Annotated in this window: 23 protein-coding genes and 1 pseudogene; 12 read left to right on the top strand and 12 right to left on the bottom strand. The window is 73.2% G+C overall.

The window, feature by feature from the left end:
* Window positions 1–252: 252 nt before the first annotated feature.
* Window positions 253–735, top strand: a pseudogene (locus TU30_RS21335) (VOC family protein).
* A 106-nt stretch (window positions 736–841) separates the two neighbouring features.
* On the opposite strand, the gene TU30_RS21330 reads toward TU30_RS21335, so the two are convergent.
* On the bottom strand, window positions 842–1816 hold the full coding sequence (locus TU30_RS21330; protein WP_042172369.1) for a lipoprotein: 975 nt from the start codon (window positions 1814–1816) through the stop codon (window positions 842–844).
* 186 nt (window positions 1817–2002) lie between these two features.
* On the opposite strand from TU30_RS21330, the gene TU30_RS21325 reads away from it, so the two are divergent.
* The 3 genes from TU30_RS21325 (at window position 2003) to TU30_RS21315 (ending at window position 4549) form a co-directional block, all read left to right on the top strand.
* The gene (locus tag TU30_RS21325; RefSeq protein WP_042172366.1) at window positions 2003–2725 is read left to right on the top strand and encodes a ribonuclease H; all 723 of its coding nucleotides are present in this window, start codon (window positions 2003–2005) and stop codon (window positions 2723–2725) included.
* A 177-nt stretch (window positions 2726–2902) separates the two neighbouring features.
* Window positions 2903–3886: an aldo/keto reductase gene (locus TU30_RS21320; RefSeq protein WP_042172552.1), complete on the top strand. Its 984-nt coding sequence runs from the start codon at window positions 2903–2905 to the stop codon at window positions 3884–3886.
* Between the two features lie 165 nt (window positions 3887–4051).
* Window positions 4052–4549: a DUF6328 family protein gene (locus TU30_RS21315; protein ID WP_042172364.1), complete on the top strand. Its 498-nt coding sequence runs from the start codon at window positions 4052–4054 to the stop codon at window positions 4547–4549.
* 10 nt (window positions 4550–4559) lie between these two features.
* Here TU30_RS21315 and TU30_RS21310 read toward each other — a convergent pair whose 3' ends face one another.
* On the bottom strand, window positions 4560–4985 hold the full coding sequence (locus TU30_RS21310) for an SsgA family sporulation/cell division regulator (RefSeq protein WP_042172362.1): 426 nt from the start codon (window positions 4983–4985) through the stop codon (window positions 4560–4562).
* 173 nt (window positions 4986–5158) lie between these two features.
* Here TU30_RS21310 and TU30_RS21305 point away from each other — a divergent pair, with 173 nt between their 5' ends.
* Complete coding sequence (locus TU30_RS21305) at window positions 5159–6664, top strand: serine hydrolase (RefSeq protein ID WP_042172550.1); 1506 nt, start codon at window positions 5159–5161, stop codon at window positions 6662–6664.
* Here TU30_RS21305 and TU30_RS21300 read toward each other — a convergent pair.
* The 3 genes from TU30_RS21300 to TU30_RS21290 form a co-directional block, all read right to left on the bottom strand.
* The gene (locus tag TU30_RS21300) at window positions 6611–8284 is read right to left on the bottom strand and encodes a serine/threonine-protein kinase (protein ID WP_042172548.1); all 1674 of its coding nucleotides are present in this window, start codon (window positions 8282–8284) and stop codon (window positions 6611–6613) included. The genes TU30_RS21305 and TU30_RS21300 overlap by 54 nt on opposite strands.
* Window positions 8285–8509: 225 nt before the next feature.
* The gene (locus TU30_RS21295) at window positions 8510–9469 is read right to left on the bottom strand and encodes a threonine/serine dehydratase (protein ID WP_042172546.1); all 960 of its coding nucleotides are present in this window, start codon (window positions 9467–9469) and stop codon (window positions 8510–8512) included.
* Between the two features lie 153 nt (window positions 9470–9622).
* Entirely contained in the window at window positions 9623–10300 is a 678-nt protein-coding gene (locus TU30_RS21290; protein WP_042172360.1) for an AIM24 family protein, read from the bottom strand.
* Between the two features lie 468 nt (window positions 10301–10768).
* Between TU30_RS21290 and TU30_RS21285 the strand changes: the two genes are divergently transcribed.
* Window positions 10769–11641: a universal stress protein gene (locus TU30_RS21285; RefSeq protein WP_042172357.1), complete on the top strand. Its 873-nt coding sequence runs from the start codon at window positions 10769–10771 to the stop codon at window positions 11639–11641.
* Window positions 11642–11742: 101 nt separating this feature from the next.
* Here TU30_RS21285 and TU30_RS21280 read toward each other — a convergent pair whose 3' ends face one another.
* Window positions 11743–12978 carry a DUF4032 domain-containing protein gene (locus tag TU30_RS21280; protein ID WP_042172356.1) on the bottom strand — a complete coding sequence of 412 codons (1236 nt, stop codon included), beginning with the start codon at window positions 12976–12978 and terminating at the stop codon, window positions 11743–11745.
* Window positions 12979–13049: 71 nt separating this feature from the next.
* Window positions 13050–13790 (bottom strand): MBL fold metallo-hydrolase, encoded by a 741-nt coding sequence (locus tag TU30_RS21275; protein WP_042172354.1) that lies wholly within the window; start codon window positions 13788–13790, stop codon window positions 13050–13052.
* Window positions 13791–14034: 244 nt separating this feature from the next.
* On the opposite strand from TU30_RS21275, the gene TU30_RS21270 reads away from it, so the two are divergent.
* Both TU30_RS21270 and TU30_RS21265 read left to right on the top strand, forming a co-directional pair.
* Complete coding sequence (locus tag TU30_RS21270) at window positions 14035–14688, top strand: TetR/AcrR family transcriptional regulator (RefSeq protein ID WP_042172352.1); 654 nt, start codon at window positions 14035–14037, stop codon at window positions 14686–14688.
* A gap of 16 nt (window positions 14689–14704) precedes the next feature.
* Complete coding sequence (locus tag TU30_RS21265) at window positions 14705–16378, top strand: FAD-binding dehydrogenase (RefSeq protein WP_042172350.1); 1674 nt, start codon at window positions 14705–14707, stop codon at window positions 16376–16378.
* 28 nt (window positions 16379–16406) lie between these two features.
* On the opposite strand, the gene TU30_RS21260 is transcribed toward TU30_RS21265, so the two are convergent.
* The 3 genes from TU30_RS21260 to TU30_RS21250 form a co-directional block, all read right to left on the bottom strand.
* Window positions 16407–16757: a DUF488 domain-containing protein gene (locus TU30_RS21260; RefSeq protein ID WP_042172348.1), complete on the bottom strand. Its 351-nt coding sequence runs from the start codon at window positions 16755–16757 to the stop codon at window positions 16407–16409.
* 89 nt (window positions 16758–16846) lie between these two features.
* Window positions 16847–17092, bottom strand: a complete 246-nt coding sequence (locus TU30_RS21255) for a WhiB family transcriptional regulator (RefSeq protein WP_042172346.1) — start codon at window positions 17090–17092, stop codon at window positions 16847–16849.
* A gap of 152 nt (window positions 17093–17244) precedes the next feature.
* Entirely contained in the window at window positions 17245–18141 is an 897-nt protein-coding gene (locus tag TU30_RS21250) for a LysR family transcriptional regulator ArgP (RefSeq protein ID WP_042172344.1), read from the bottom strand.
* A 70-nt stretch (window positions 18142–18211) separates the two neighbouring features.
* On the opposite strand from TU30_RS21250, the gene TU30_RS21245 reads away from it, so the two are divergent.
* Entirely contained in the window at window positions 18212–18829 is a 618-nt protein-coding gene (locus TU30_RS21245) for a LysE/ArgO family amino acid transporter (protein WP_042172342.1), read from the top strand.
* A gap of 13 nt (window positions 18830–18842) precedes the next feature.
* Here the strand turns inward: TU30_RS21245 and TU30_RS21240 are convergent, their stop codons facing one another.
* Window positions 18843–19298 carry a cyclic nucleotide-binding domain-containing protein gene (locus TU30_RS21240; RefSeq protein ID WP_042172340.1) on the bottom strand — a complete coding sequence of 152 codons (456 nt, stop codon included), beginning with the start codon at window positions 19296–19298 and terminating at the stop codon, window positions 18843–18845.
* Window positions 19299–19653: 355 nt separating this feature from the next.
* On the opposite strand from TU30_RS21240, the gene TU30_RS21235 reads away from it, so the two are divergent.
* The 3 genes from TU30_RS21235 (at window position 19654) to TU30_RS21225 (ending at window position 21635) form a co-directional block, all read left to right on the top strand.
* Entirely contained in the window at window positions 19654–20127 is a 474-nt protein-coding gene (locus TU30_RS21235; protein WP_078878415.1) for an ATP-binding protein, read from the top strand.
* A 204-nt stretch (window positions 20128–20331) separates the two neighbouring features.
* Complete coding sequence (locus tag TU30_RS21230; RefSeq protein ID WP_042172338.1) at window positions 20332–21207, top strand: SigB/SigF/SigG family RNA polymerase sigma factor; 876 nt, start codon at window positions 20332–20334, stop codon at window positions 21205–21207.
* Window positions 21204–21635, top strand: coding sequence for a hypothetical protein (locus TU30_RS21225; protein WP_042172336.1), 432 nt, complete (start codon window positions 21204–21206; stop codon window positions 21633–21635). Before TU30_RS21230 ends, TU30_RS21225 begins: the two co-directional genes overlap by 4 nt.
* 126 nt (window positions 21636–21761) lie before the next feature.
* Here TU30_RS21225 and TU30_RS21220 read toward each other — a convergent pair whose 3' ends face one another.
* Window positions 21762–23951 carry an FUSC family protein gene (locus TU30_RS21220; protein ID WP_176726209.1) on the bottom strand — a complete coding sequence of 730 codons (2190 nt, stop codon included), beginning with the start codon at window positions 23949–23951 and terminating at the stop codon, window positions 21762–21764.
* Window positions 23952–24062 lie beyond the last annotated feature (111 nt).

The following is a 24062-nucleotide window of genomic DNA, read 5'->3' as shown; positions in this document are numbered from 1 at the left end:
GGTGTGCGGCTGTCCGGCGGTGCCCGTGTGTGCCCGGGCCGTTCACCGGTAAGCGGCCGGTGCGACCGCGTGCCTCCACTCTTGACGGGAGACGGGGGCCTGCGGTGGTTTCTCTGCCCGCGGCAGATTCGCCACGGGCAGAGGCCCTCCACCCGGCACCGTGGCCCGCAACGGATCCGCCGTCGCCGATGAGTTCCGGGGGCCGGACCGGTCGACACCGATGACCGCGTTCCACGCCCCCGGGAGGTATCCATGACCACCGACGGATTCACCACGTGTCTCTGGTACGACGGCCGGGCCGAGGAAGCCGCGGACTTCTACGTGTCCGTGTTCAAGAACTCCGGCGTCGGCCGCACCCTCCGGTACACCGAGGCAGGCCCCGGACCCGAGGGCTCCGTTCTCACCGTGGACTTCACGGCCAACGGCCAGCGGTTCGTCGCGCTGAACGGCGGACCCGGGTTCAAGTTCACCGAGGCGATCTCCCCGCAGATCGAATGCGCCGACCAGGGCGAGGCCGACTTCTCCTGGGACAAGCTCGTCGAGGGAGGCGGCGAGCACGGGCCGTGCGACTGGCTCAAGGACCGGTTCGGTGTGTCCTGACAGGCCGTTCCCACCCGGCTGACCGAGCTGATCGCCGACCCGGACCCCCGGAAGGCGGCCCGCGCGATGAAGGCCATGATGGCGATGGGCAAGCTCGACATCGCCGCCCTGGAGAAGGCCTGTGCGGGCGGGTGACCAGGAGGGCGCGGCAGGCGGGACGGTGGGAGGCCCCGCCCCGCCACGCTGCCCGGGACCTTTGCCCGCTGTGTGCCGCCGCCCCGCGCGCCGACCGTCCGTCCCGTCAGCGGGCGCGGGCGTGCTCCCCGACCACCCGGGTGATCTCCCGCGCCATCCGCAGGACGCCGGGCGAGCGGACAGGGCAGGGCTTCGGTGTCGATGTCGTGGGTGCCAGACAGAAATGCAGGTAGTCGTCGTCCCGGTGCAGGGCCGTCCGGTCACGGTCCCGCTGGGTGCAGTACTCGGGATGGGCCCGCTCGTAGGCGGTGCAGGGCAGGTACTGCGACCAGGTGTGGCGCGCCCCCGCCGGACTCACGGCCTTGCCCGCGTCCGCCAGGAGGTCGCCGTCGGCGGCGGCCCGCTTCTCGTAGAGCCCGTTCACCCGGCGGATTCGGTCGGGGGTGATCGGGTCGGGGCCCTGCAACACCCATACGATGCGCGGCGGCCGGGCCGCGCCGGCCGCGGTGATCTGCCGGGTGAGGTGCCGTGCGTCGGCCGCGTACCGCTCGAGGTACCGCTCGTGGGAGGCGTCGTAGGTGACCCCGTCCATGCAGGGGGTGTAACCCCAGGCGTTGCCCCAGAACTGCAGCACCACGTAGTCCGGGCGCAGCGAACGCACCAGCGCCGCCGCCTTGTCCGCCGCCGGGACCAGGGAGCGCTCGGCCGTACCCTCCAGGTAGTCGCACAGGGTGGTGCCCGAGTAGGGCGCACTCGTGTAGCGCGCGCGCAACTCCCCGCGCAGCTCCCGCCCGAGGACCTCCTGGTTCTCCGTCGCGAGCGAGTCGCCGAGGTACAGCACGGTGGGTGGCTCCCCGGCGGCTCCGGCACCGGACGACGACGTGGCACCGGGGGAGGAGCCCTCGGCGGAAGCCTTGCCGGAGGAGGCCGCGTCCGGGGAGGCCGCAGCACGCTGGTGCGTGGTGGCCGATGCCCCGGGTGCGGCCGTCGGTGGTCCGGCGGCCGGCTCGGACGAGGGATCCCCGCACGCACCGAGCAGCACGGCGGCCAGCACCACCCCCACGACCCACGGCTTGCGCATACGTGACTCCCACCCCGCCCGGCCGGAACGGCACCCAGGCAAGCACAGCCCGGCCCGGAGGGGAAAACACGTTTCGGGACGGGCCGTTCACCGGGTCCCGGCCGGTTCGGCGCGCGGACCCGGGCGCGGACGGCGAGCGTGGGGCGAGGACCGACCACGCGGCCGGGCGGCCCGCGCGGCCATGGCATGATCGGGTGCATGCGTGAACGTGTTGTGGCCGCGTGCGACGGGGCCTCCAAGGGCAACCCCGGACCCGCCGCCTGGGCCTGGGTGATCTCCGACGCCTCCGAGAACCCGGTCCGCTGGCAGGCGGGCGCGCTCGGCAGGGCCACCAACAACGTCGCCGAACTCACCGCGCTGGAGCGACTGCTGGCGGCCACCGACCCCGATGTGCCGCTCGAGGTCCGGATGGACTCGCAGTACGCGATGAAGGCCGTCACCACCTGGCTGCCCGGCTGGAAGCGCAACGGCTGGCGGACGGCGGCCGGCAAGCCGGTCGCCAACCGGGAACTGGTCGTCGGCATCGACGGCCTCCTGCAGGGCCGCTCGGTCGAGTTCCGCTACGTCCCCGCCCACCAGGCCGACGGCGACCGCCTCAACGACTTCGCCGACCGCGCCGCCAGCCAGGCGGCCGTCGTCCAGCAGGACGCGGGCAGCGACGCGGGTTCGCCCGAGCCGCCGCCCTCCCCGGACACCCCGCCGGCCGCTGCCGCCAAGCGCAGGTCCTCCGGGGCGATGTCCGGGGCGAAGACGTCGTCCCGGCCGCGTGGAGGCTCCTCGAACCGCACGATCAAGGCGAAGTTCCCGGGCCGCTGCCTGTGCGGCCGGTCCTACGCGGCCGGCGAGCCCATCGCCAAGAACGACAGTGGCTGGGGCCACCCCGAGTGCCGCACGGCCGAGAGCGCCTGAGCACGGCGCACGGGCGACGTCCCGTGCGCCGCTTCCGTGCCCGGGTGACCGAACGCCCCACCGGTCCCGAGGTGTGCCCGCGTGCCGAACCGGCCGTCGGCGTCCGCCGCACAGGCCCGGCTCGTCCCCGGGGCCACAGATGCCGCGCCCGGCCAGGACGGATGGCAGACTGACGCCATGGACGAGCGAACATTCGACAGGTCGGGTCAGCACGCCTCCGTGATCGGTCTCGGTACCTGGCAACTCGGGGCGGACTGGGGGGACGTCGACGACAAGCAGGCCCTTGCGGTTCTGGAGGCCGCCGCCGAGTCGGGGGTCACCTTCTTCGACACCGCCGATGTGTACGGGGACGGACGCAGCGAGCAGACCATCGCGTCGTTCCTGAGCGGACGGCCCGACCTGCACGTACTGGTCGCCACCAAGATGGGCCGCCGGGTCGACCAGATCCCGGAGAACTACGTCCTGGACAACTTCCGCGCGTGGAACGACCGCTCGCGCCGCAACCTCGGCGTCGACCGCGTCGACCTGGTGCAGTTGCACTGCCCGCCGACCCCCGTGTACTCCACCGACGAGGTCTTCGACGCCCTCGACACCCTGGTCGCCGAGGAGCGGATCGCCGCGTACGGGGTCAGCGTGGAGACCTGCGCGGAGGCGCTGACCGCGATCGCCCGGCCGAACGTGGCGAGCGTGCAGATCATCCTCAACCCGTTCCGCATGAAGCCACTGCGCGAGGTGCTCCCGGCGGCCCGCGCGGCGGGCGTCGGCGTCATCGCCCGCGTCCCGCTCGCCTCCGGCCTGCTGTCCGGCAGGTACACCAAGGACACCGTCTTCCCCGAGAACGACCACCGCACCTTCAACCGGCACGGTGAGTCCTTCGACCAGGGCGAGACGTTCTCCGGCGTCGACTACACGACCGGCGTGGAGGCCGCCGCCGAGTTCGCCGCGCTCGCCCCCGAGGGGTACACCCCGGCCCAGCTCGCCCTGCGCTGGATCGTCCGGCAGCCCGGAGTCACCACCGTCATCCCCGGCGCCCGCTCGCCCGAGCAGGCCCGCGCCAACGCGCACGCCGCCCGGCTTCCGGAACTGTCCGAGCAGACGCTCGCCGCGATCGACGACCTGTACGAGCGGCGGATCAAGGAGCAGGTGGAAGGCCGCTGGTGAGGCACCGCCCCGGCAGCCCGGCGGTGAAGGACCGGGCGGACGCCTGCCGGTGACAGAACCGGTGGAAGCCCGCTCATGGGTGACCGCCGGGCGGTAGGAGCCCCGGACGGAGGGCACCCGAGGACGAGACGGACCGAGGCCGTTCCTCACCTCAGGAGGCGCACCGTGTCACACCCGCAGCAGGGCGAGGGCGGCCGCAGGGGCCGCGACGAGACCGAGGAGGAGCGCGCGGACCGGATGTGGCAGGAACTCATCCAGGAAGTCCGCGTCGCGCAGATGGGCGTCCAGATCCTCTTCGGATTTTTGCTGACCGTCGTGTTCACCTCGAAGTACGCCGAGCTGTCCGATGCCGACCAGAAGATCTACATCGTCACGGTCGTCCTCGGGGCCTGCGCCACCGGTGCGCTCATCGGACCCGTCTCCCTGCACCGGCTCGTGTCCGGGCGGCGGGTCAAACCGCAGGCGGTGCGATGGGCGTCCCGGCTGACCATGCTCGGCCTTCTCCTGCTGCTCGCGACCACCACCGCCTCCCTGCTGCTCATCCTGCGCGTCGCCACCGACGACGGATTCGTCCCGTACCTGGTCGCCGGAGTGGTCGTCTGGTACCTGCTGTGCTGGTTCGCACTCCCGATGTGGACCCGGCACCGGCACACGGCACCGTGACCGACGTCGTTCAGTGGCCCGCGAGGACCTCTGTGAGGAAGTCGTCGAGGCGGGTCTCCTCGCTGCCGGGCGGGACCGAGCGGAAGGTGTCGCACAGGAAGTCCCCGACCGTGCCGGCCCACGCGACCACCACCGCGTGGTGCCGGCCGCCGTCGGCGTGGGTCTCACCGAGGAACTCCATCCGCAGCTCCCGCTCCACCCCTCTCGACTCCGGGCGCAGCCGTACGTCACCGGTCCCGACCGGGCGGGTGAGGCCGTCGGCGAGCATCCCGCGGTCGAGCCGCCAGCGTGCCAGGATCCGGCCGTCGTGGCTGAAGGCGAGCGTGACGGCGAACGGGTCGGCGGGGTCGTAGCTCAGGTGCGTGAGCACCGGGAAACGGTCCGTGACGCCCGCCTGGAGCTCCATCACCAAGGTCTTGTGCACTGTCGCGTTCACGGGAGGCCTCCTGGTCGTACCGGCATAGGGACCTCTCCTACCCCGAAGAGGCGGGACATGCCCAGCCGTCCGGGGACTGATCCGCATCACCGTGCCGGTCCGCCGCTCGGCGGTCCCCACCGCTGACCGCCCGACGGTGCGTCGAGTCCGGGTGGCAGGGCATGATCGACCCCATGACTGCTCACCCGCTGCCCACCGGCACCCCCGCAGAGCTGGGCGTCGACGCCTCCGGTGTCCACGCCTTCCTCGACGCCCTCGGCGACGCCCCGGACATCGAGCCGCACAGCCTGATGATCCTGCGCCACGGCCGGCAGGCCGCCACCGGCTGGTGGGCGCCGTACACCCCCGAGCGGCCGCACCTGCTCTACTCGCTCAGCAAGAACTTCACCGCCACCGCCGCCGCCCTCGCGGAGGCCGAGGGGCTGATCGACTTCGACGCCCCGGTGCTCTCGTACTTCCCGGAACTCGAAGCGGACATCACCGACCCGCGCAGCCGGTCGATGCTGGTCCGGCACATCGCGTCGATGGCGAGCGGTCACGTGGCCGACACCGTCGACGTGGCCTACGCGACCGACCCCGCCGAGCCGGTACGCGGATTTCTGCTCCAGCCGCCCGACCACGACCCCGGCACGGTCTTCGCGTACAACCAGCTCTGCACGTACACGCTCGCCGCGATCATGCAGCGGGAGACGGGACAGCGGCTGACCGACTGGCTGCGGCCCCGCCTGCTGGACCCGCTCGGCATCGGCGAGACCCTGTGGGAGCGCGACCGCACCGGCCGTGAGCTGGGCTTCAGCGGGCTGCACGCCACCACCGACGCGATCGCCCGGCTCGGCCTGCTGTACCTCGGCGACGGGGTGTGGGACGGCAAGCGGCTGCTGCCCGAGGGATGGGTCGCCAGGGCCACGCGTGCGCACATACCGACCGCCGGGGCCATGGGGGAGACCGACCGGCAGGACTGGGACCGGGGCTACGGGTTCCAGTTCTGGATGTCCCGGCACGGGTTCCGGGGCGACGGGGCGTACGGCCAGTTCTGCCTCGTGCTGCCCGAGTACGACGCCGTGATCGCCACGACGGCGGCGACCGAGCAGATGCAGCAGTACCTGAACCTGGTCTGGCGGCATCTCGTACCGGCCTTCCACCCCGGCCCGCTCACCGGACGGGACGCCGAGGACCGGGCTCTCGGCGAGCGCCTCGCCCGGCTCGCCCTGCCACCGGCAGCAGGGAGCCCGGTGCCGCCGGGGGGGGCGCGGGACCGGGCCACCGCGCGCCTCACCCCGTACGGCGGGGTCTGCGCGGACCAGCCGACGCTGACCGCCGCCGAGCTGGCACAGGACGCCGGGGACCGCTGGACGCTGAGCCTCGTGGAGGACGGCCACCGCCTCGACCTGCCGCTCGGCGGCACGGGGTGGGCGGTCCAGGACCAGCCCGGACCGGTCGCGGTGAGCGGCGGCTGGGCCGACGACGGCACCCTCGCCGTGGAGGTGGTGTTCCTGGAGACCCCGCACCGCCTCCGGGTCACGTGCTCCCTCGCGGACCGGACCTTCACGGCCCACTGGCGCACCCGCCCGCTGAGCCGGCCGCCCGTGCCCCTGCGCCGGCTGCGCGCACCGCGCGGCTCGGTCTCAGTCTCCGGCCCGGCCGGAGGACGGCCGGAAGGTCCGCAGGAACGTCCGTAGCGCCTCCCGGTTCGCGGGGTCCTCCCAGTCGGCGGCCGGGGTCGTCCAGCGCAGCGAGAAGCCGCGTCCGCCGCCCAGCAGGAACCCGCGGCCGAAGGTGCGTACCCGCAGGCCGTCATCCGTCGAGAGCCACTCCATGTCGGCGGCCTCGCGCCCCTGGTACGTGGCCGCGCGGATCGTGCCGATCCGCTGGTAGCCGGCCGTCCGTTCCAGGGGAGGCTCCACGTCGTCCCGCCACACGGCCACCGGGTCGGCCCCCACCCGCTCGCTGTAGGTGACCGCGAGGGTGCGGGCACCGTCGTCCGTGCCGAAGGTGATGCGGTAGGCGAGGTCAAGGACGCGGGAGGTGTCCACGCGCTCGAAGTCCTCGGGAAGTGCGACGGAGAACCCCTCCGGCGTCCGCAGGACGCGATAACCGGGCGGGAGGTCCCCCCTCCCCGAGGGAGCCGGGGTGGTCGGGGCCGGCGGGGGCGGGGGAGTCGCGGTGGCGGACGGCGCGGGCGTCCTTCGGCCGCCGGGCTCACCGGACGCCCCGGGCCCGGCCGACGGGGCGGGCGGAGCTGCGGCGGAGGCGGGCGGCGCGCTCGGTGTGCCGCCGGCGGACTCGGAGCCGGTGCCGGGCAGCCCCTGGGGGGCCGTGGTGAGCACGGCGACCGCTGCGGTGAGCACGGCCAGAGTGGTGCCGAGGACCGCCGTCCGTCTGTTCCCGCCGCGGCCGAGGTCTCCGAGAAGGGTGGGGTACGGGCGGCGCCGCCGAGGGCGGTTCGGCACGGCGTCGGAGGCGGAGCCGGGGTTCTCCGCGAGGACACGGCCGAGCGCCTCGCGGACCACCTGCCGGGTCAGCCGTTCCACCGGGTCCTTGCGCAGCAGCCCCTGGACGACCTGGGTGAGCGGCCCCGCGCGCAGGGGCGTGCGCAACGGCAGCCGGTCCACCCCCCTCAGCGTGGCCTCCGGCCGCCCCCGGTCACGGAAGGGCGGGCGTCCCTCGACCATCGTGTGGAGGAGCGCGCCCAGCGCCCACAGGTCCGCCCCGGGCCCGGTGTCTTCGCCGCGGGCCTGCTCCGGCGCCGCGTACGACGGCGCCGTGAGCCGCTGGGCCGGACCGGTGCCCGCCAGGCCGAACCCGGTGACCACGACCGGGCCGGTCTCCCGCACGAACACCTGGCCGGGACCGAGTTCGCCGTGCGTCACACCCGCGCTGTGCGCGGCGTCCAGCACGTCGAGCAGTTCCAGCCCGATGCGCGCGGCCCGCACGAAGGGGAACGAGCCCCGCTCGGCCAGGAGTTCACCGAGAGGAGTGCCGTCGACCCAGGCGGCGGCGGTCCACAGGAAACCGTCCTCGTCGACGGAGTCGAGGACGGCGGCGATCCGGCCGGGACACAACCGCGCCACCGTTTCGGTCGTACGCAGGACACGGGAGGGGACGTGGGTGCGGGAGAGGGCGTGGCGCCCGTCCTCGCCCGGATTCCCGGGCAGCGCGACCTGTGTGACCAGGCAGGGGCGGCCCGTCGTGAGGTCGTCGGCGTACCAGCTGACGTGGTGGGTCTCGCGGTGGATGATCTCGACCAGCCGGTACCGCCCGGCGACCGGCCGGTCTGTGGAGACGTGCGTCCTGCCCATGGTCATCCCTCGTCGACGCCGCTGCTTCCCGCCTTTCCCAGTGGTACGCGGGACCGCACGGCCTCCGTTCAAGGGGCGGCGCCCGAATCCCGGCTCCGGCGCATTACTGTCCTTCGGTCAAACCCCGGGTGTGCCCAGGAGCCCGGCCCCGATCCCGGTTCCGCGTCGGGGCAGGGAGCGGACAGGACGTCACGACCGGGTGTCACGACGGCCCGGCCGGAAGGCTCACCGCAGCCCGAAGCGGGACGCCCAGGCGATCATGTCGCCGGTGGTCGCGTTGCCCCCGCACACCACCAGCCCGATCCCTGCCCTCCCACCGACCCGTTCCAGCACTCTTCGCGCGGCGGGCAGCAGAGCCCCCGCGGCCGGCTCCGTCCACACCTTGGCATGGTCCGCCAGGTCGAGCGAACCCCGCACGGCCTCCCGGTCGGGCACCACCAGTACCTCGGTGACCAGCGCCGACACATGCTCGTACGTCAACTGCGACACCGTCGGGGCGCTGAGCGTGGAGACGATCGACGACAGTCCGACCGGCACCGGTCCGCCCGCCGCGAGCGCTTCGGACATCGCCTGGGCGCCCTCGGTCTCCACACCCCAGATCCGGATCCCGGGCCGCCGGGCCCGCAGCGCCGCCGCCACACCGGAGATCAGCCCGCCGCCCCCGATGCTCACCAGGACGTCGGTGAGGTCACCGGCGTCGTCGGCGAACTCCAGTCCCACCGTGCCCTGCCCGGCGACCACCACCGGGTCGTCGAAGGGGTGGACGAGGGTCAGCCCTTCCTGCTGGAGCCGTGCCATCAGCGCGAACGCGCCGTCCATGTCGTCGGTCAGCCGTACCGACGCGCCCGCGCTCTCCGCGACCTCCACGGCCCGCGCGGGCGCCGACCGCGGCATCACCACCGTGGCCTTGACGTCGAGGGCGGCGGCCATGACCGCGACGGCGATCCCGTGGTTCCCGCCGCTCACCGCCACGACCCCGGCGGCCCGCTCCGCCCCGCTCAACGACAACAGCTTCGCCACCGCGCCGCGGGCCTTGAACGAGCCGGTGCGCTGCAACAGTTCCAGCTTCGCCGTGACCGGGACGCCCAGCAGCGCCGACAGCCCGGGGCTCGCTACCGTCGGCGTCCGTACCACGTGTCCGGCGATCCGCCCGGCCGCGGCCTCGATCTCCGGCATCCCGATCACCACAACCACCCTCCCTGGCACGGGGGACATGATCCGCGCCGAGAGGAACCCTGACCCGGCCGGACCACCGGGGTCAACACGGTTCGCCCGGCGGGTCGTACCCGCCGGAGGCGCGGCCGCGCCGGAAGCCGGAGCGGGGGTCCGGGACGGCCCTCAGTGCTGCTGTGCCTTCACCGGCGTGGCCTCACTGGGCCGCACGATGACGTACCCCTCACCCTGCAGCACCAGTTGCACCGCCTCGCCCGAGCCGCCGCGCAGCATCGAGCCGAGCGACTGCGAACGGTGCAGGGTGGTCGACAGGCCCGCCGTCCAGCCCACGATCGCGTCCGTGTCGACGTGGACCGGGTACTGCGGGGACACCGGGAGGACCAGTGGGTCGCCCTCGCACACCAGGCCCAGCAGGCCGTGCCCCGTGAAGACACTGTTGAACAGGCCGCCACCGGTGATGCCGGCACCCTTCACGGTCGCGATGCGGTACGACAGCGTGGAGTCGAAGCACAGGACGTTGCGGCCGTTGACGGTGAACTCGTCGCCGGGATCGACCTGGACGATGAAACAGTTCTGTGCCTCGTGCGCGAACCAGGCCTCGCCCTGCCCCCGCACCGCCATCAGCGGCAGCCCTTCGCCGGTCACCGCGCGCTTGAGCATGCCGCCCACGCCCTGACCCTTGCGCTCGAACTGGAGCCCGCCGCGGTAGGCGATCATCGCGCCCTGCCGGGCGTGCATCTCGCCGTTGACCACGTAGCGGATGCATTTGGCGTTCTCGACCGTCATGCCCGGGGCCGAGGCGGGCTGCACCATGTGCCGGCTGGAAAACAGATCACCCTTCATGCAGGCATCCTCACCCGGAAGGGCCCCCTCCGCCAAGATCCGGCCAGTCCCCGAACACCGAGGAGCTGGATCCGGTACGTACCGGCGGGCCGCCGCCCGCCTGCCGCCCTTTGTGCCGGACGACAGGGCCGACCTCCGCCCCCGGCGGGCGCCGGGGGCGGAGGGGACGGGCGGCCTTTGCCGCCCGGTCGTCGGGCCGGACACGCGGACGGAGCCGGTTCTTCACGGTCCGCTCGTCCGGCACCGGCACCGGCACGAAGACCGGTCCTGCAGCCGGTCCCGGTCCGGCCGGATCTCGCACTCCTCGGGCGAGTCGCCCCGCACCACCCGGCCGGGACCTCGGCCCACCAGCGTCCCGGCGCCACCGGATCCGCCGCGTCCACCACTACCTGCTCCCAGGTCGAAGCCGTGAAGGCGGGTTAGGGAAGACTGGACCGTGCGTAGTGGACACGACACAGGAGGAACCGCATGACACGCCCGATCACGGCAGGGGTCGACGGAACCGGGGAGAGCCTCGCCGGACTGGCCTGGGCGGCGAGGGAAGCGGTCCGCCGGGGACGGCCGTTGCGGGTGGTGCACGCCTGGCGTTTCCAGACGCACGAGACGGTCGACGCAGGCGATGCCGCCACCCAGGAGCGCTGGGTGCGCGACGCGGTGACCGAGTCGGTCCGCCAGGTCACCGAACGGCACTCCGCCCTCGCGGTGACCACCGACGTCCTGGAAGGGGACGCGGTCGAGGCTCTGGCCGGGGCCGCCGCGGACGCCGAGATGCTGGTGCTCGGCTCCCGCGGGCACGGGCGGATCATGGGCTTTCTGGTCGGCTCGGTCGGTCAGCAGGTGATCGTCGAGGCCCGGCGGCCGGTGGTGTTCGTACGGGCCGGGGACACAACGTCCGGCGAGGTCGCCGGGCGGGAGATCGTCGTCGGCCAGCAGGGCGACCCGGAGGACAGCGCGGCCGCGCTGGAGTTCGCCTTCGAGGCCGCCGCCGCGCGGGGGGCCACCCTGCGGGCCGTACGGGCCTGGACCCTGCCGCCGATGTTCGCCTACAGCCCCGACACGCTGCGGCTCATGGACGAGGCGGGGGGCCTGGAGCCGTACGAGCAGAAGTCCCTGGCGGACGCCCTCGCGCCACTGCGTGAGCGCTACCCGCAGGTGCGCGTCGTCGAGCACGTGGAGATGGGCAGCGCCGGGCAGGTGCTGCTGTCGGTGTCCGGCACGGCCCAGCTGCTGGTCGTCGGCCGTCGCGCGCGCCGCAGCGCCGTCGGTGCACGGATCGGCTCGGTCGCCCACGGCGTCCTGCACCACGCGGACTGCCCGGTGGCGGTGGTACCGCACGACTGACCCGGCCGCACCGGTCCTTCCCGGCCGCACCGGTCCTTCCCGGCCGCCGCCCGGTGCGGCCGCCACGCCGACGGAGCCCGGGTCGCCGCCACCCGCCCGGTTCAGTCGGTCGTCGGCCGCAGTGTCTCCCGGGCCTTGGGCAGGATGTCCCTGATGTAGTCCTCGACCGCGGTGTCGAGACCGATGTCGTGCTGGGCCCGCTCGGACAGGTACCAGCGGTGCTCGAGGAGTTCGTGGTAGATCTCGGCCGCGTCCATCGGACCGCGGAGTCCGGGCGGCACGGCACGCACGGTCGGGCGGAAGACCTCCCGCACCCAGCGGTGGGCGAGCACCTCCGGGCGGGCGCCGGGCAGGCCGCCGTCGGGGGTGTGGTCGTCCTGGGTGGCCATCCAGCTCTCCAGGTCGTTCAGCAGTCGCCTGGCCTGGTTCTCCTCGGCGTCCAGCCCGGTCAGGCGCAGCAGCTGGCGCTGGTGGTGCCCGGCGTCGACGACCTTCGGCACGAAGGTGACCGTGTCGCCGTTGGGGGCGTGCTCGATCTGCATCTCGGCCACGTCGAAACCCAGCTCGTTCAGTCGGCGGATCCGGCGCTCGATGTAGTGGTACTTGCCCGCAGGGTAGACGGAGGTGCGGGTCAGCTCGCGCCAGAGGTCCTCGTAGCGGGCGCAGATCTCGGTGCCGAACTCGACGGGGTCCACGGACGGGTGCAGCGCCCCGGAGGCCTCCAGGTCGAGCAGCTCGCCGCTGATGTTCACGCGGGCGAGATCCAGGTCGTACGCGCGCTGGCCGGGGCTCAGCTCCGGGTGCAGCTCACCGGTCTCGGCGTCCACCAGATAGGCGGCGTAGGCGCCCGCGTCCCGCCGGAACAACGTGTTGGACAGCGAGCAGTCGCCCCACGCGAACCCGGCGAGATGCAGCCGCACCAGGAGCACGGCGAGCGCGTCCATCAGCCGGTGCATGGTCGCCGGGCGCAGCGTCGTCTCGAACATCGACCGGTACGGCATCGACCCGCCGAGATGCCGGGTGACCAGCACGCTCTCCAGCGGCTGCCCGTCCGTGCCCGCGCGGCCGGTGACCACGGCGAGCGGGTCCACCGCGGGGATGCCGATCCGGTCCAGGTCGCGCAGCAGCTCGTACTCGCGCAGCGCGGGCCGCCGGGCGAGTTCCTTGACGGCGATCACCTCGTCACCGGCGCGGGCGTAGCGCACCACGTGCCGGGAGATGCCGCGCGGCAGCGGTACCAGGTACCGCTCGGGCCACTCCTGGAGCGGCAGCTGCCAGGGCAGTTCCAGCAGGAGCGCGGGATGCTCCGGGTTGGTCGCGCTGATCTGCAGGGCCATGGCTCGGGTGTCCTCGTTTCCTGGGCGGCCGTCTCCAGTGCGATTGTCACACTGGCGGTCGTCCGCCCAGCCTATTGCGCGCGTTCGCGGGCCTGCTCCGCCGCGTCCTCCAGGGACCCCCGGTGCGCGGAGCCGTTTCCGGGCAGCGTCAGGTCGCCCTCCAGCTCGGCCAGGATGTCCAGTGACTCGACGGCGGCCCGCTCGTGGTGGAACATGCGGGGCAGCAGGTGCGGTCCGTCGATCCGGGAGGTCGGGTGGGAGCTCACCAGGGCGTCGCCGGGCACCACTGCCCCGATGTCCGGGAGAGGGAGGACGCACCGTGCCCGTCGGTGTGGCAGAGGTGTGCACGGGGGCCGGCCGGGCAGGTCCAGCGGGCCGGGCCGCGGGAACGGCTCGGACGCGGCGGCCGGCACGTGCGCCGTGCCGCCGGAGCGCACCACGTGCAGTGCCCAGGGCGGCCCACCCGGCCGTCGGCTGCCGCGCAGCACCTGCCCGACGGTCACCTGGCGCGGGAAGTCCCGGCGGGCGTGGGGGACTTCGGCCTCGTGCGGGTGCACGGGCGTGCCGTGAGCGGCCCGCAGGTACTCGGCGGAGCCCAAGTGGTCCGTGCGGGCGCGGGTGATGAGGACGGCCGCGACCGACTCCGGTGAACCGCCCGCGTCCGCGGGGGAGGCGAGGAGCCGTCCGCGGTCGCCCGGGTACCCGGTGTCGGTCGGTGTGACGGCGTTCCCCTCCTGGAGGACCACCCGGTCGGTGTCCGAGCCGTGCACCAGGTGGGTGCCGTCGGCCGCCTGCCGTACCCCTGCGCGCACGGTCGTCCAGTCCGTCGTCCCGCTCGGAGGCCACCCGGGAAGCAGGTCGGGACGGCGTCGGCGGGGGCGGTTCCGTTCGTGTCGCAACCGGTACGGGCCGGGAACGCGGTGCGCCTCCCGTGCCGGGTGATGAAGGACCCCGGGGAGGCCGGGAGGTTCCCTAAGTCCGGGAAGCTCCTGTCCCCGAGGCCTATGGATGCACTCACGTATCGGATACGTTCATGTATCGAACGGGGGTGGCGGGATGGCCGTGGACGGCAGCACCGGGCGTGTGGCCGGGCGAGTGACCGGACGCCGCCTCCGCACGCGCGCCAACCTGCTCCGGGCGGCGTTCGCCGTGTTCGCGGCCAAGGGCTTCGGGCACGTCGCGATCGAGGAGATCTGCGAGGCCGCCGGATACAGCAGGGGAGCCTTCTACTCGAACTTCGCCACCCTGGACGAACTCTTCTTCGCCCTGTACGCGGAGCGCGCCGAACTCATCGCCGAGCAGGTCTCCGAAGCCCTCGCCGGCGGCGGACCCGACCTCGACGTGCCCGACGCCGTGGACCGCGTCACCGAGGTGCTGCTGCTCGACCGGGACTGGCTGCTGGTGAAGACCGACTTCCTGGTGCGTGCCGCCCGCCACCCGGAGGTTTCCCGCACCCTGCTGGAACACCGTGCCAGGCTGCGCCGCGCCCTCGCGGACCACCTGGGCCGGGCCCGCGGCCGCACCGAACTGCCCGCCGTCCTCGGCACCGCCGACGGCGCCGCGCACGCCGTGGTCGCCGTGTACGACGGAGTCACCACCCAACTGCTCCTGGACGGGGACGTCGAGCACGCCCGCGCCTGGCTCGGGCAACTACTGACGGCGCTGCTCACCGACGGCAGCGCCGAACCGGCCGCGCACCGGCGCGGATGAGGAAGGGACGGTCGTCATGGACGCCGACGTCATCGTCGTCGGAGCGGGTCTCGCGGGCCTGGTCGCGGCCCACGAACTGACCAGCCGGGGCCGCAGGGTCGCCCTCGTCGACCAGGAGAACGCCGCCAACCTCGGCGGGCAGGCCTTCTGGTCCTTCGGCGGGCTGTTCCTCGTCGGCTCACCGGAGCAGCGGCGCCTCGGCGTCAAGGACTCCTTCGACCTCGCCTGGAGCGACTGGCGGGGCAGCGCCGGATTCGACCGGCTCGAGGACGAGGACGCCTGGGCGGTGCGCTGGGCGCGGGCCTACGTCGAATGGGCGGCGGGAGAGAAGCGGTCCTGGCTGACCGGGCACGGCATCTCGTTCCTGCCCACCGTCGGCTGGGCCGAACGAGGTGACCTCCGCGCGGACGGGCACGGCAACAGTGTGCCCCGCTTCCACATCGCCTGGGGCACCGGTACCGGTGTCGTCGAACCCTTCGTCCGCCACGCCCGGCAGGCCTCGCGCGACGGACTGCTCACCTTCCACCACCGGCACCGGGTCGACGAACTGGTGGTCCAGGACGGCACCGCGAGCGGAGTGCGGGGCGTCGTCCTGGCCCCGGACGGCGCCCCGCGCGGCGTCGCCTCCAACCGCGAGGCGGTCGGTGACTTCGAACTCACCGCCCAGGCCGTGATCGTCACCAGCGGTGGTATGGGCGCCGACCACGACATCGTGCGCCGTCACTGGCCCGAGCGGCTCGGCACCCCGCCCCGCGAGATGGTCACCGGGGTCCCCGCCCACGTGGACGGGCGGATGCTCGGCATCAGCGAGCGGGCGGGCGCACGCCTGGTCAACCGGGACCGGATGTGGCACTACACCGAGGGCGTGCGGAACTGGGACCCGGTCTGGCAGGGTCACGGCATCCGCATCCTGCCCGGACCGTCCTCGATGTGGTTCGACGCGCTCGGCCGCCGGCTGCCCGAACCCTGCCTCCCCGGGTACGACACCCTGGGTACGCTCAAGCACCTGCGCACCACCGATGACATCGCCGGGTACGACCACTCCTGGTTCATCCTCACCCAGAAGATCATCGAAAAGGAGTTCGCACTGTCGGGCTCCGAGCAGAACCCCGACATCACCGCCAAGGACCGGGCCGGTTTCCTGCGCGAACGCGTGCTGGGCAGGGGCGCCCCCGGCCCGGTCGACGCCTTCCTGCGCGAGGGCGCGGACTTCGTGTCCGCCCCGACCCTGGAGCAGCTCGTCGACCGGATGAACGCCCTCACCGACAAGCCGCTCCTCGACGCGGCCGCCGTCCGGCGCCAGATCGAGGCCCGCGACCGCCAGCTCGGCCACACCTTCAGCAAGGACGCCCAGGTGCAGGGCATCCGCAACGCCCGCCGCTACATCGGCGACCGCCTCGGCCGCGTGGCCGCCCCGCACCGCATCCTCGACCCCGCGGCCGGCCCCTTGATCGGGGTCAAGCTGCACGTCCTCACCCGCAAGACCCTCGGCGGTATCCAGACCGACCTCGAATCCCGCGCGCTGGACGGCGAGGGCGGGCCCGTCGAAGGGCTGTACGCGGCGGGTGAGGTCGCGGGATTCGGCGGTGGAGGCGTCCACGGCTACAACGCCCTGGAGGGAACCTTCCTCGGCGGCTGCCTCTTCTCGGGGCGCGCGGCGGGCCGGGCGGCGGCCCGGCAGACGGCGTAGCCGGCAGGCGCCGGAGGCGACGGCCGTGTCAGTGGCCGAGGAGGCGGGCCAGCACCTCGGCGTGACTGGTCTTCGGCTCCCTGGCCGCGGTCAGCAGCGTCACGTCGCCCTGTGCGGCCAGCTCCCTTACGTGTTCGAGGAGTTCGACCGCCTCGGGAGTGGTGAGCTCCTTCTCGTAGCGCCCGCGGAACTCCTCGTACGGCCGCTCGCCCGTGTGGTACCAGCGGCGCAGGTCCGCGGACGGGGTCAGCCCCTTGGGCCACTCGTCCACGCGGGCCAGGTCCTTCGCCAGGCCACGCGGCCACAGCCGGTCGACCAGCACACGGGTCCCGTCGTCCGGCTCGGGCGGTTCGTAGACACGGCGCACACGCACGCTCATGACCGGCCCCTTCCCACGCTCTCCCGCGAGCCTAACGCCGCCCACCGGGCCGGGCACGGCGGGGAGACGGGACACGGCACAGGGCTGCCTCAGGCGCGTCGCGCCTTCAGCCGCCGCTTCAGCGCGCGCCGCTCCGTCTCGCTGGTGCCGCCCCACACCCCGAGGGACTGCCCCGACTCCATCGCCCAGTCGAGGCACTGCTGCTGGACGGGGCAGCGTCGGCACACCGCCTTCGCCTGCTCCGTCTGGAGGAGGGCCGGGCCGGAGGTCCCGATCGGGAAGAAGAGGTCGGGATCCTCGTCCCGGCAGGCCGCGCGGGTCCGCCAGTCATCCATGGAAAACCACCTGTGATCCGGAATGGGTACGCATCCTTCGGATGCCTGCTCCGTTACGGGTCACCTGCCGGCGCCGGATGAAACGGCGTCGCCGGTGTCGTGCGTCACCGCGGCCACGCCCGGCCGGCCGACGGCGGACGGGTGACGCCCCCTCACCTCCGCAGCGAGGTGGCCGCAGTTGCCGCCACCGACTCGGCCAACGCCGTCAGGGCCGGGGAGTCCAGTTTCCACTGCTGCCAGTACAGGGGCGCGTCGGCCGTGAGGTCCGGGGCGAAGACGGTGAGCCGACCGGCCCGCAGCAGGGGATCGGCCTGTTTCTCGGGGACCATGCCCCAGCCCAGACCCGCGGCCACCGCCTCGACGAACCCCTCCGAGGTCGGCACGAGGTGCCGGCTCGCGCTCGCCCCCGTGCGGCCACGGGTGAGCCGACGCACGAAGGCGTCCTGGAAGTCGTCCCGCCGGTCGAAGGTCACCACCGGTGCCCGCGGCAGCGTCTCCTCCAGCGGCCCGGCGAGATACCGCGCGGCGAACTCCGGTTCGGCTGCGGGGAGATAGCGCATCCGTCCCAGCAGCCGTACGGAGCAGCCCGGCACCGCGTCCGGCGACGAGGTCACCGCAGCCATCACCGCGCCCTCGCGGAGCAGCGCGGCGGTGTGGGCCTCGTCCTCGCGGCGCAGTTCGAAGCAGAGACGCAGCTCGTCCGGGACGCGGGTGAGGGCCTCGAGGAACCAGGTCGCCAGGGAGTCCGCGTTCACCGCCACCGACACCCGGGTCGGCTCCCCGGCCGAGCTCAGTCCCAGCTCCGCGTACGCGTCCCGCGCCAGCTGTGCCACCTGGCGGGCCAGTCGCACCAGCACCTCGCCCGACTCGGTCGGCCGCACCGGCCGGGTCCGCAGCAGCAGTACCCGTCCCGTGCGCTGCTCCAGCGCCTTCACCCGCTGGCTGACCGCGGAGGGCGTCACATGCAGGGCCGCGGCCGCCGCGTCGAAGGTGCCCTCGTCCACCACGGCGAGCAGGGTCCGCACCTGGTCCAGGGGCAGGTCGTCCATCACGTCGGCTAAGGGTACGTAAGAATCATTAGCTGTACTGCACCAGGGCGCGGCCTCTAACGTCCTCGGCATGACCAGCACCCTGACCACCGCCGCCGCCGGATTCGGCACCGGCCTCTCGCTGATCGTCGCCATCGGTGCCCAGAACGCCTTCGTCCTGCGTCAGGGGGTCCGCCGCGAGGCGGTGCTCGCCGTCGTGGGCATCTGCGCGGTGTCGGACGCGCTGCTCATCGCCCTGGGCGTCGGCGGGGTCGGCGCGCTGGTCGTGGCATGGCCCGGCGCGCTGACCGCGGTCGGCTGGATCGGCGGCGTGTTCCTGCTCGGCTACGGTGCCCTGGCCGCGCGCCGGGCGCTCCGACCGGACGGGGCCGGGCTGAGGGCGGAGGGCGAGGCCGTGACCTCACGCCGCCGTGCCGTGTTCACCTGTCTGGCGATGACCTGGCTCAACCCGCACGTCTACCTCGACACCGTGTTCCTGCTGGGTTCCGTCGCCGCCGACCACGGGCCGCTGCGCTGGACGTTCGGGCTCGGCGCGGTGCTGGCCAGCCTCTGCTGGTTCGCCGTCCTCGGCTTCGGGGCCCGGCTGCTGAGCCGCTTTCTGGCCCGGCCCACCGCCTGGCGGGCCCTGGACGGTCTGGTCGCGGCCACCATGATCGTCCTGGGCTGCACGCTCATCGCCGGAGGCTGAGACACGGGCGGCCCTACGGAATCCCGCGTGTGCGCGTGACCTGCCGGCCCATCAGCCGGACCCGCGTCGCCTCCAGCCGGTGCGCGAGGATCTCGGCGACGCAGCGCACCAGTGTCAGCCCGAGCGCCGGATCCTCCTCACACAGCCGCAGGACGGCCGCCGCGTCGAACTCGTAGGCGCGGACCTGGCTGAAGGCCTCGGCTCCGAAGTCCCACTCGTGGGGCGGGAAAAGCCACGACCAGCCCAGCAGGTCGCCCGCGCCGAGCGTGGCGACCGTGACCCGCTGGAGCTCGTTCACCCGCTGATCCAGTGACACCGCCCCGGAGCGGACGACCCAGAAGCGGTCGGCGGTGGTCCCGGACTCGAAGATCCGGGTGTCCTCGGGGAACGACACCTCCCGTGCGAGCGCCATCAGACGCTCCCGCTGCGGCGGGGGCAGGGCGGTCAGGAGTTTGGTCGCTTTGGTCATGGGACAGGGCTCCTCGCCGGGCAATCGCTACGGGACCTCCGTCCATTGGAGCCGCTGCCGCCGTGCGGGGCACCTCGGCGGGCACGGGCACCGTGTTCCGGGGCACGGGAAGGCCCTGGCTGGACGGGGGAAGCCAGCCAGGGCGGTCAAGAGGTGGCCGGGGAGGACGTTCGTCGGCTCCGTCACCACGTGTGTATGAACGATAAACCATTACTCCGGACCCCCGTCACGGTAAGCGGGGTGCGTGACCTGTTTCACTCCGGCGTGCATTTCGGAACGGTCCGGGGGGTTTGCCGGTGCCATGAGGGGTCAGCCGGAGGGGGGTGACCCCTTTCATCGAACAGGGAGCCGAACAATGTGCGAGGAGCGCATCACCTCAGGCGACAGGGAGCGACCCGACGTAGACCCGCCCCGCAGGGAACCGCCCGGTGCTGTCCGGGCGGCACCCCGGCGCCCCTACCGGCCGGCACAGGTGAGGGAGGCCGTGCAGCGGGCAGTGGGCGAACGCTGCCGCTCCACGCGCACTCCGTGCGACGCCGCCGCCCTGGCGGACGCCCTGCTCGTCGCCTCCGAGCTCACCACGAACGCGATCCTGCACGGCGGCGGCGTCACCGACGTCCGGGTCGACGTCGCCGGACCCGGTGTGGAGGTGTCGGTGAGCGATCGCAGTGCGGAACTGCCCGTCGCGCGGGCGACGGGCCGCCCGCCGGGACGCCTCACACCCGGGGGGCACGGCTGGCCCATCGTCTGCCTCCTGTCCCGCGACATCCGCGTGCGGGACCTGCCCACGGGCGGCAAGTGCATCACCGCCCTGGTACCCCTGACCTGAGCAGCGATCGAACCCTTTTCGCTGATTTGTACAGTAAAGCGGAGTTTGCGCCACCGGTCATCGGGCAGACGGAGGACCGTGCTTCGGACCGGAGGCGCGCCAGCGGGAGAGGCACGACCGCCGTGGCACTCGCACCGGACGTCCCCACAGCCGCCGTCCCACGGCAGACCGCCCATGACACCAACTGTTCGGGAGCGAAACCGCATGCTCATCGACTCGTCCACCGACCGCCCCGACACCCCCGCCCCCACGACCGCCGCCTCCGACGCGGCCACCTCCACGGCCGCGGGCGGCCGCAGGCGCCACGACGACGCCCCCGAGACCGCCGCCCTGTTCAGCCGGCTGGCCTCCCTGGACGACGGCCCCGAACGGGACGCCGTCCGCGACGAACTCGTCACCGCATGGCTGCCCATGGCCCACCGCATCGCCGGACGCTTCCGCGACCGCGGCGAATCCGTCGAGGACCTGCGTCAGGTGGCCGCTCTGGGCCTGGTGAAGGCGGTGGACCGCTTCGACCCGGACCGCGGAGCCTTCGAGAGCTACGCCGTCCCGACCATCACCGGCGAGGTCAAACGGCACTTCCGGGACCGGATGTGGGCCCTGCGGGTGCCCCGCCGGGTACAGGAACTGCGGAACAAGGTACGGATCGCCCGGCGTGACCTCACCCAGACGCCCGGCAGCCCCGAACCCACTCCGGCCGACCTCGCCCGGCACACGGGACTGACCGAGGAGGAGGTCGCAGCCGGACTGGAGGCGCTGGAGAGCTTCAGCACCCTGTCGCTGGACGCGGAGATGTCGCCCGACGACGACGGTTACAGCCTGGCCGACACCCTGGGGGCCTCGGACGCGTCCTACGACGTCGTGGTCGACCGGGAATCCGCCAAGGAGGGCCTGCGTCGCCTGCCGGAACGCGAGCGCACCATCCTGTACATGCGCTTCTTCGAGGACATGACCCAGAGCCGCATAGCCGACCAGCTGGGGATCTCCCAGATGCACGTGTCCCGGCTGATCAGCCGAAGCTGCGCCCGGGTACGCGCCGACGCCATGGGCGGCCGCATGAGGGGAGCACGGAGCCGATGAGTGAATCCGAGATCCCGCCGGACGACGGCCGCCCCGTGGACGTCTACCTCGACCTGCTGAGCATCCGGATGGACACCGAGGACTACCGCCTGCTGCTGCGCGTGGTGGAGCCGGTGCTCCGGGCGATCGAGGAGCACCGGTTGTCCGGCCTCGACCTCGCCCTGGACGGCGGTGACGAGGAGCTGCCCCAGGAAGTCCGCGACGAGGCCGCCCTCGTCATCGCCACGGCCGTCACCGGCCGCATGGACAACGAGGTGGTCGAGCTGGAGGTCGACGAGAGCGGACCGGTCAGAGTGGTCACCGACGCGACGACCGCCGCCGACCCGTCGCGCCTCGACGAGATCGCCGACTACATCAGGCAACGCCACCGGCAGAACGACGAACTACGCGGTATCGCCGAGGCCAGCGGTCTGCCCACCGACTTCTGAGACCCGGCACCCACCCACTCCTGAACCCGGTGCTCACCGGTTTTCGGCCCCGCGCCCCGCCGCCCGGGACCAGCCGTCCACGGCTCCTTGGGCGTCCCCTTCCCCCCGCCGTCCGAGCATGCGGCCTCACTGCGGTCCGTCGCCCGTCAGCGGGACGTCCAGCGGGCGGGCGAGACCCACCACCGCCTCGTCCAGCCGCTCCAGATGCCGCAGGACGCGGCCGGTGATCCGGCCGTAGCGCGACGCGCCGTCCCCGTCGGAACCGCCCAGCAGCGAGGCGAAGCTCGGCCCCGTCCCGATGCCCGCCTTCGTGTCCTCACCCGCGACCCGGGCCGCGATCGTCGAGATGTTGCGCACGGTGCGCGCCGTCGCACCGCGCAGCCGGGGGTCCGCCGCGATCGAGGGATGCGCCGGCAGCAGCTCGGCCGTCGCCGCCAGCGAGCGCGCATGGTACGCACACGTCTCCAGGAGCGCTACGACGTAGCGCGCGGTGTCGCGTCGGCCCCGCAGCGGAGTGACCGGATGGGTGAGCGGCTTGGTCGCGGCGCGCAGCTCGCCCAGCGCCTTGTCCAGTTCCCGCGCCCGGTCCAGCAGATCGGCGGCCGGCCCGCCGCTGAGCTGGTCGACGGCGGCCTCGGTGACCTCGGTGAGCCGCTCCAGCACGGTGCCCAGCAGCTCGTCCGTCCGCTGGTCCGTACGCACCGGCAGTACCAGGAACGCGGCGAACACCCCGCAGGCTGCGCCCAGCGCGGTCTCGGCCACGCGCAGCACCAGCACCTCCCAGCTGTAGGTGTGCAGCAGCGTGTACAGCAGCCCCACCATCGCGGTCACGAAGAACGACATCAGCGTGTACGAGAGGGGTGCCGTGTACGCCATCGCGAAGATCAGCACCAGTATCAGGGCGAACGCCGTCCAGGTGTGCCCGCCCACCAGCCCCGCCAGCGCGATGCCGGCGACGACGCCGAGCAGTGTCCCCAGCAGCCGCCGGTAGCCCTTGACCAGGATCTCGCCCGTCGACTCGGTGTTGATGAAGACGAGCCAGCAGGTCAGGACCGCCCAGTGCCAGCCCTGGGAGGACAGCAGCTCACCGCCGACGACGGCGAGCGACGAGCCCACGGCGACCTGGACGGCTGCCCGGGTGGTGGGCCGCCGCAGCCCTTTGTCCTCCTCCGCCGGTTCGTCCTCCTCGCCGGCGTCGATCGCGGCGTCCTCGGCGTCCAGCTCCTCCCGGGAGCGGGCCGCCGAGGGGGTGTCGTCGGACTCGTCCTGCGGGCCGTCCAGAGCGATCCGCAGGCCCATCACCGCGCGGGACGCCTCGCCGATGGCCCGGAACACGTCCTGGAGAGCCGGGGAACAGGCCGGGAGGTTCTCCTCGTCCCGGTAGGCGAGCAGCCGGTTGCGTACGTGGGCGATCGACGTCCCTTCCACCCCGGGTCCGGCGCGCAGCACCTGGGTGCGCAGGGAGAGCAGATCGCGGCGCAACGCCGCGGTGGCCTCGTCCGGCGCGTCCGTCCGGCCGGCCTCCGGGGCGGGCGCGCCCGGCAGATGCAGCGTCAGCGTGGTGTCCGCGCGTTCCGCGCTGCGGGCGGTCAGCAGCAGCAGGCCGAGCCGCTCCGCGGCGAGCTCGGCGTCCGCGATCCGGCGCTGCACCAGCCGTGCCGACGACGCGTCGGGGGTGCCCCGTTCCAGCCGCGTCTGGATCATCAGGGCCGTCTCGTGCAGTCGTGCGGTGCCCGCGCGGACGTTCGCCAAGGCCTTGTCGACCTCGTCCCCCTCGGCGTCGAGCAGCGCCAGCTGCGCCGTCACGAGCTGTGCCAGCCGGGCCCGGAAGGCCTCGCGCAGACGTGCGAGAAGTCCGGCCGGGACCACGGGAACGACGGCGAACCGCATGACGGCACTGCATCCGAACGCGACGGCCAGCGCCGCCCAGATCCCCGGCAGTCCGTCGGGGGACGCGCCGATGAACAGGGAGGCGAAGTAGACCTGGAAGCCGATCAGCCCGAGCGCGGTTCCGCGGTCGCCGAATCTGCGGGCGTACACCGCGCAGTAGATGAGGACGACGAAGAAGACGTCCCCGGCGGCGGCCCGCTCGCTCAGCACCGCGGCCAGCGACACGGACACGAGGGCCACGGGCAGACCCACGGCGAGCGTGACGGCCTGCGCCCCGCGTTGCTTCTCCCGGATGGCGAAGGTGGCGACCATCGCGGTCATCGCCCCCGCCACCAGCTGGGTGACACCCGCCCCTGTCAGGGCGAGCACGGCCAGCGTCAGCGCGAGGGAGCCCACCGTCCGCAGCCCGGCCGTCATCCGCAGCATCCCGGGATCGGACGCCGCCAGGCGGTCCCGCAGCCGCGTCCGTGCCGAGCGCTCCGCCGCCGCCTTCACGCCGCCGCACCCTCCCCGTCGTTCGCGTTGATCAGGATGCAA

Source organism: Streptomyces sp. NBRC 110035 (genome assembly GCF_000829695.1).
In the GTDB taxonomy this organism is placed as follows: Bacteria; Actinomycetota; Actinomycetes; order Streptomycetales; family Streptomycetaceae; genus Streptomyces.
This window is presented reverse-complemented; position numbering and strand designations above follow the sequence as displayed.

Excerpts from the sequence above, each read along its gene's own strand:
- TU30_RS21330 (WP_042172369.1), bottom strand. The coding sequence starts at position 1,816 with ATGCGCAAGCCGTGGGTCGTGGGGGTGGTGCTGGCCGCCGTGCTGCTC.
- TU30_RS21325 (WP_042172366.1), top strand. The coding sequence starts at position 2,003 with ATGATCGGGTGCATGCGTGAACGTGTTGTGGCCGCGTGCGACGGGGCC.
- TU30_RS21320 (WP_042172552.1), top strand. The coding sequence starts at position 2,903 with ATGGACGAGCGAACATTCGACAGGTCGGGTCAGCACGCCTCCGTGATC.
- TU30_RS21305 (WP_042172550.1), top strand. The coding sequence starts at position 5,159 with ATGACTGCTCACCCGCTGCCCACCGGCACCCCCGCAGAGCTGGGCGTC.
- TU30_RS21300 (WP_042172548.1), bottom strand. The coding sequence starts at position 8,284 with ATGGGCAGGACGCACGTCTCCACAGACCGGCCGGTCGCCGGGCGGTAC.
- TU30_RS21290 (WP_042172360.1), bottom strand. The coding sequence starts at position 10,300 with ATGAAGGGTGATCTGTTTTCCAGCCGGCACATGGTGCAGCCCGCCTCG.
- TU30_RS21285 (WP_042172357.1), top strand. The coding sequence starts at position 10,769 with ATGACACGCCCGATCACGGCAGGGGTCGACGGAACCGGGGAGAGCCTC.
- TU30_RS21280 (WP_042172356.1), bottom strand. The coding sequence starts at position 12,978 with ATGGCCCTGCAGATCAGCGCGACCAACCCGGAGCATCCCGCGCTCCTG.
- TU30_RS21270 (WP_042172352.1), top strand. The coding sequence starts at position 14,035 with ATGGCCGTGGACGGCAGCACCGGGCGTGTGGCCGGGCGAGTGACCGGA.
- TU30_RS21265 (WP_042172350.1), top strand. The coding sequence starts at position 14,705 with ATGGACGCCGACGTCATCGTCGTCGGAGCGGGTCTCGCGGGCCTGGTC.
- TU30_RS21260 (WP_042172348.1), bottom strand. The coding sequence starts at position 16,757 with ATGAGCGTGCGTGTGCGCCGTGTCTACGAACCGCCCGAGCCGGACGAC.
- TU30_RS21255 (WP_042172346.1), bottom strand. The coding sequence starts at position 17,092 with ATGGATGACTGGCGGACCCGCGCGGCCTGCCGGGACGAGGATCCCGAC.
- TU30_RS21250 (WP_042172344.1), bottom strand. The coding sequence starts at position 18,141 with ATGGACGACCTGCCCCTGGACCAGGTGCGGACCCTGCTCGCCGTGGTG.
- TU30_RS21245 (WP_042172342.1), top strand. The coding sequence starts at position 18,212 with ATGACCAGCACCCTGACCACCGCCGCCGCCGGATTCGGCACCGGCCTC.
- TU30_RS21240 (WP_042172340.1), bottom strand. The coding sequence starts at position 19,298 with ATGACCAAAGCGACCAAACTCCTGACCGCCCTGCCCCCGCCGCAGCGG.
- TU30_RS21235 (WP_078878415.1), top strand. The coding sequence starts at position 19,654 with ATGTGCGAGGAGCGCATCACCTCAGGCGACAGGGAGCGACCCGACGTA.
- TU30_RS21230 (WP_042172338.1), top strand. The coding sequence starts at position 20,332 with ATGCTCATCGACTCGTCCACCGACCGCCCCGACACCCCCGCCCCCACG.
- TU30_RS21225 (WP_042172336.1), top strand. The coding sequence starts at position 21,204 with ATGAGTGAATCCGAGATCCCGCCGGACGACGGCCGCCCCGTGGACGTC.
- TU30_RS21220 (WP_176726209.1), bottom strand. The coding sequence starts at position 23,951 with ATGCTGCGGATGACGGCCGGGCTGCGGACGGTGGGCTCCCTCGCGCTG.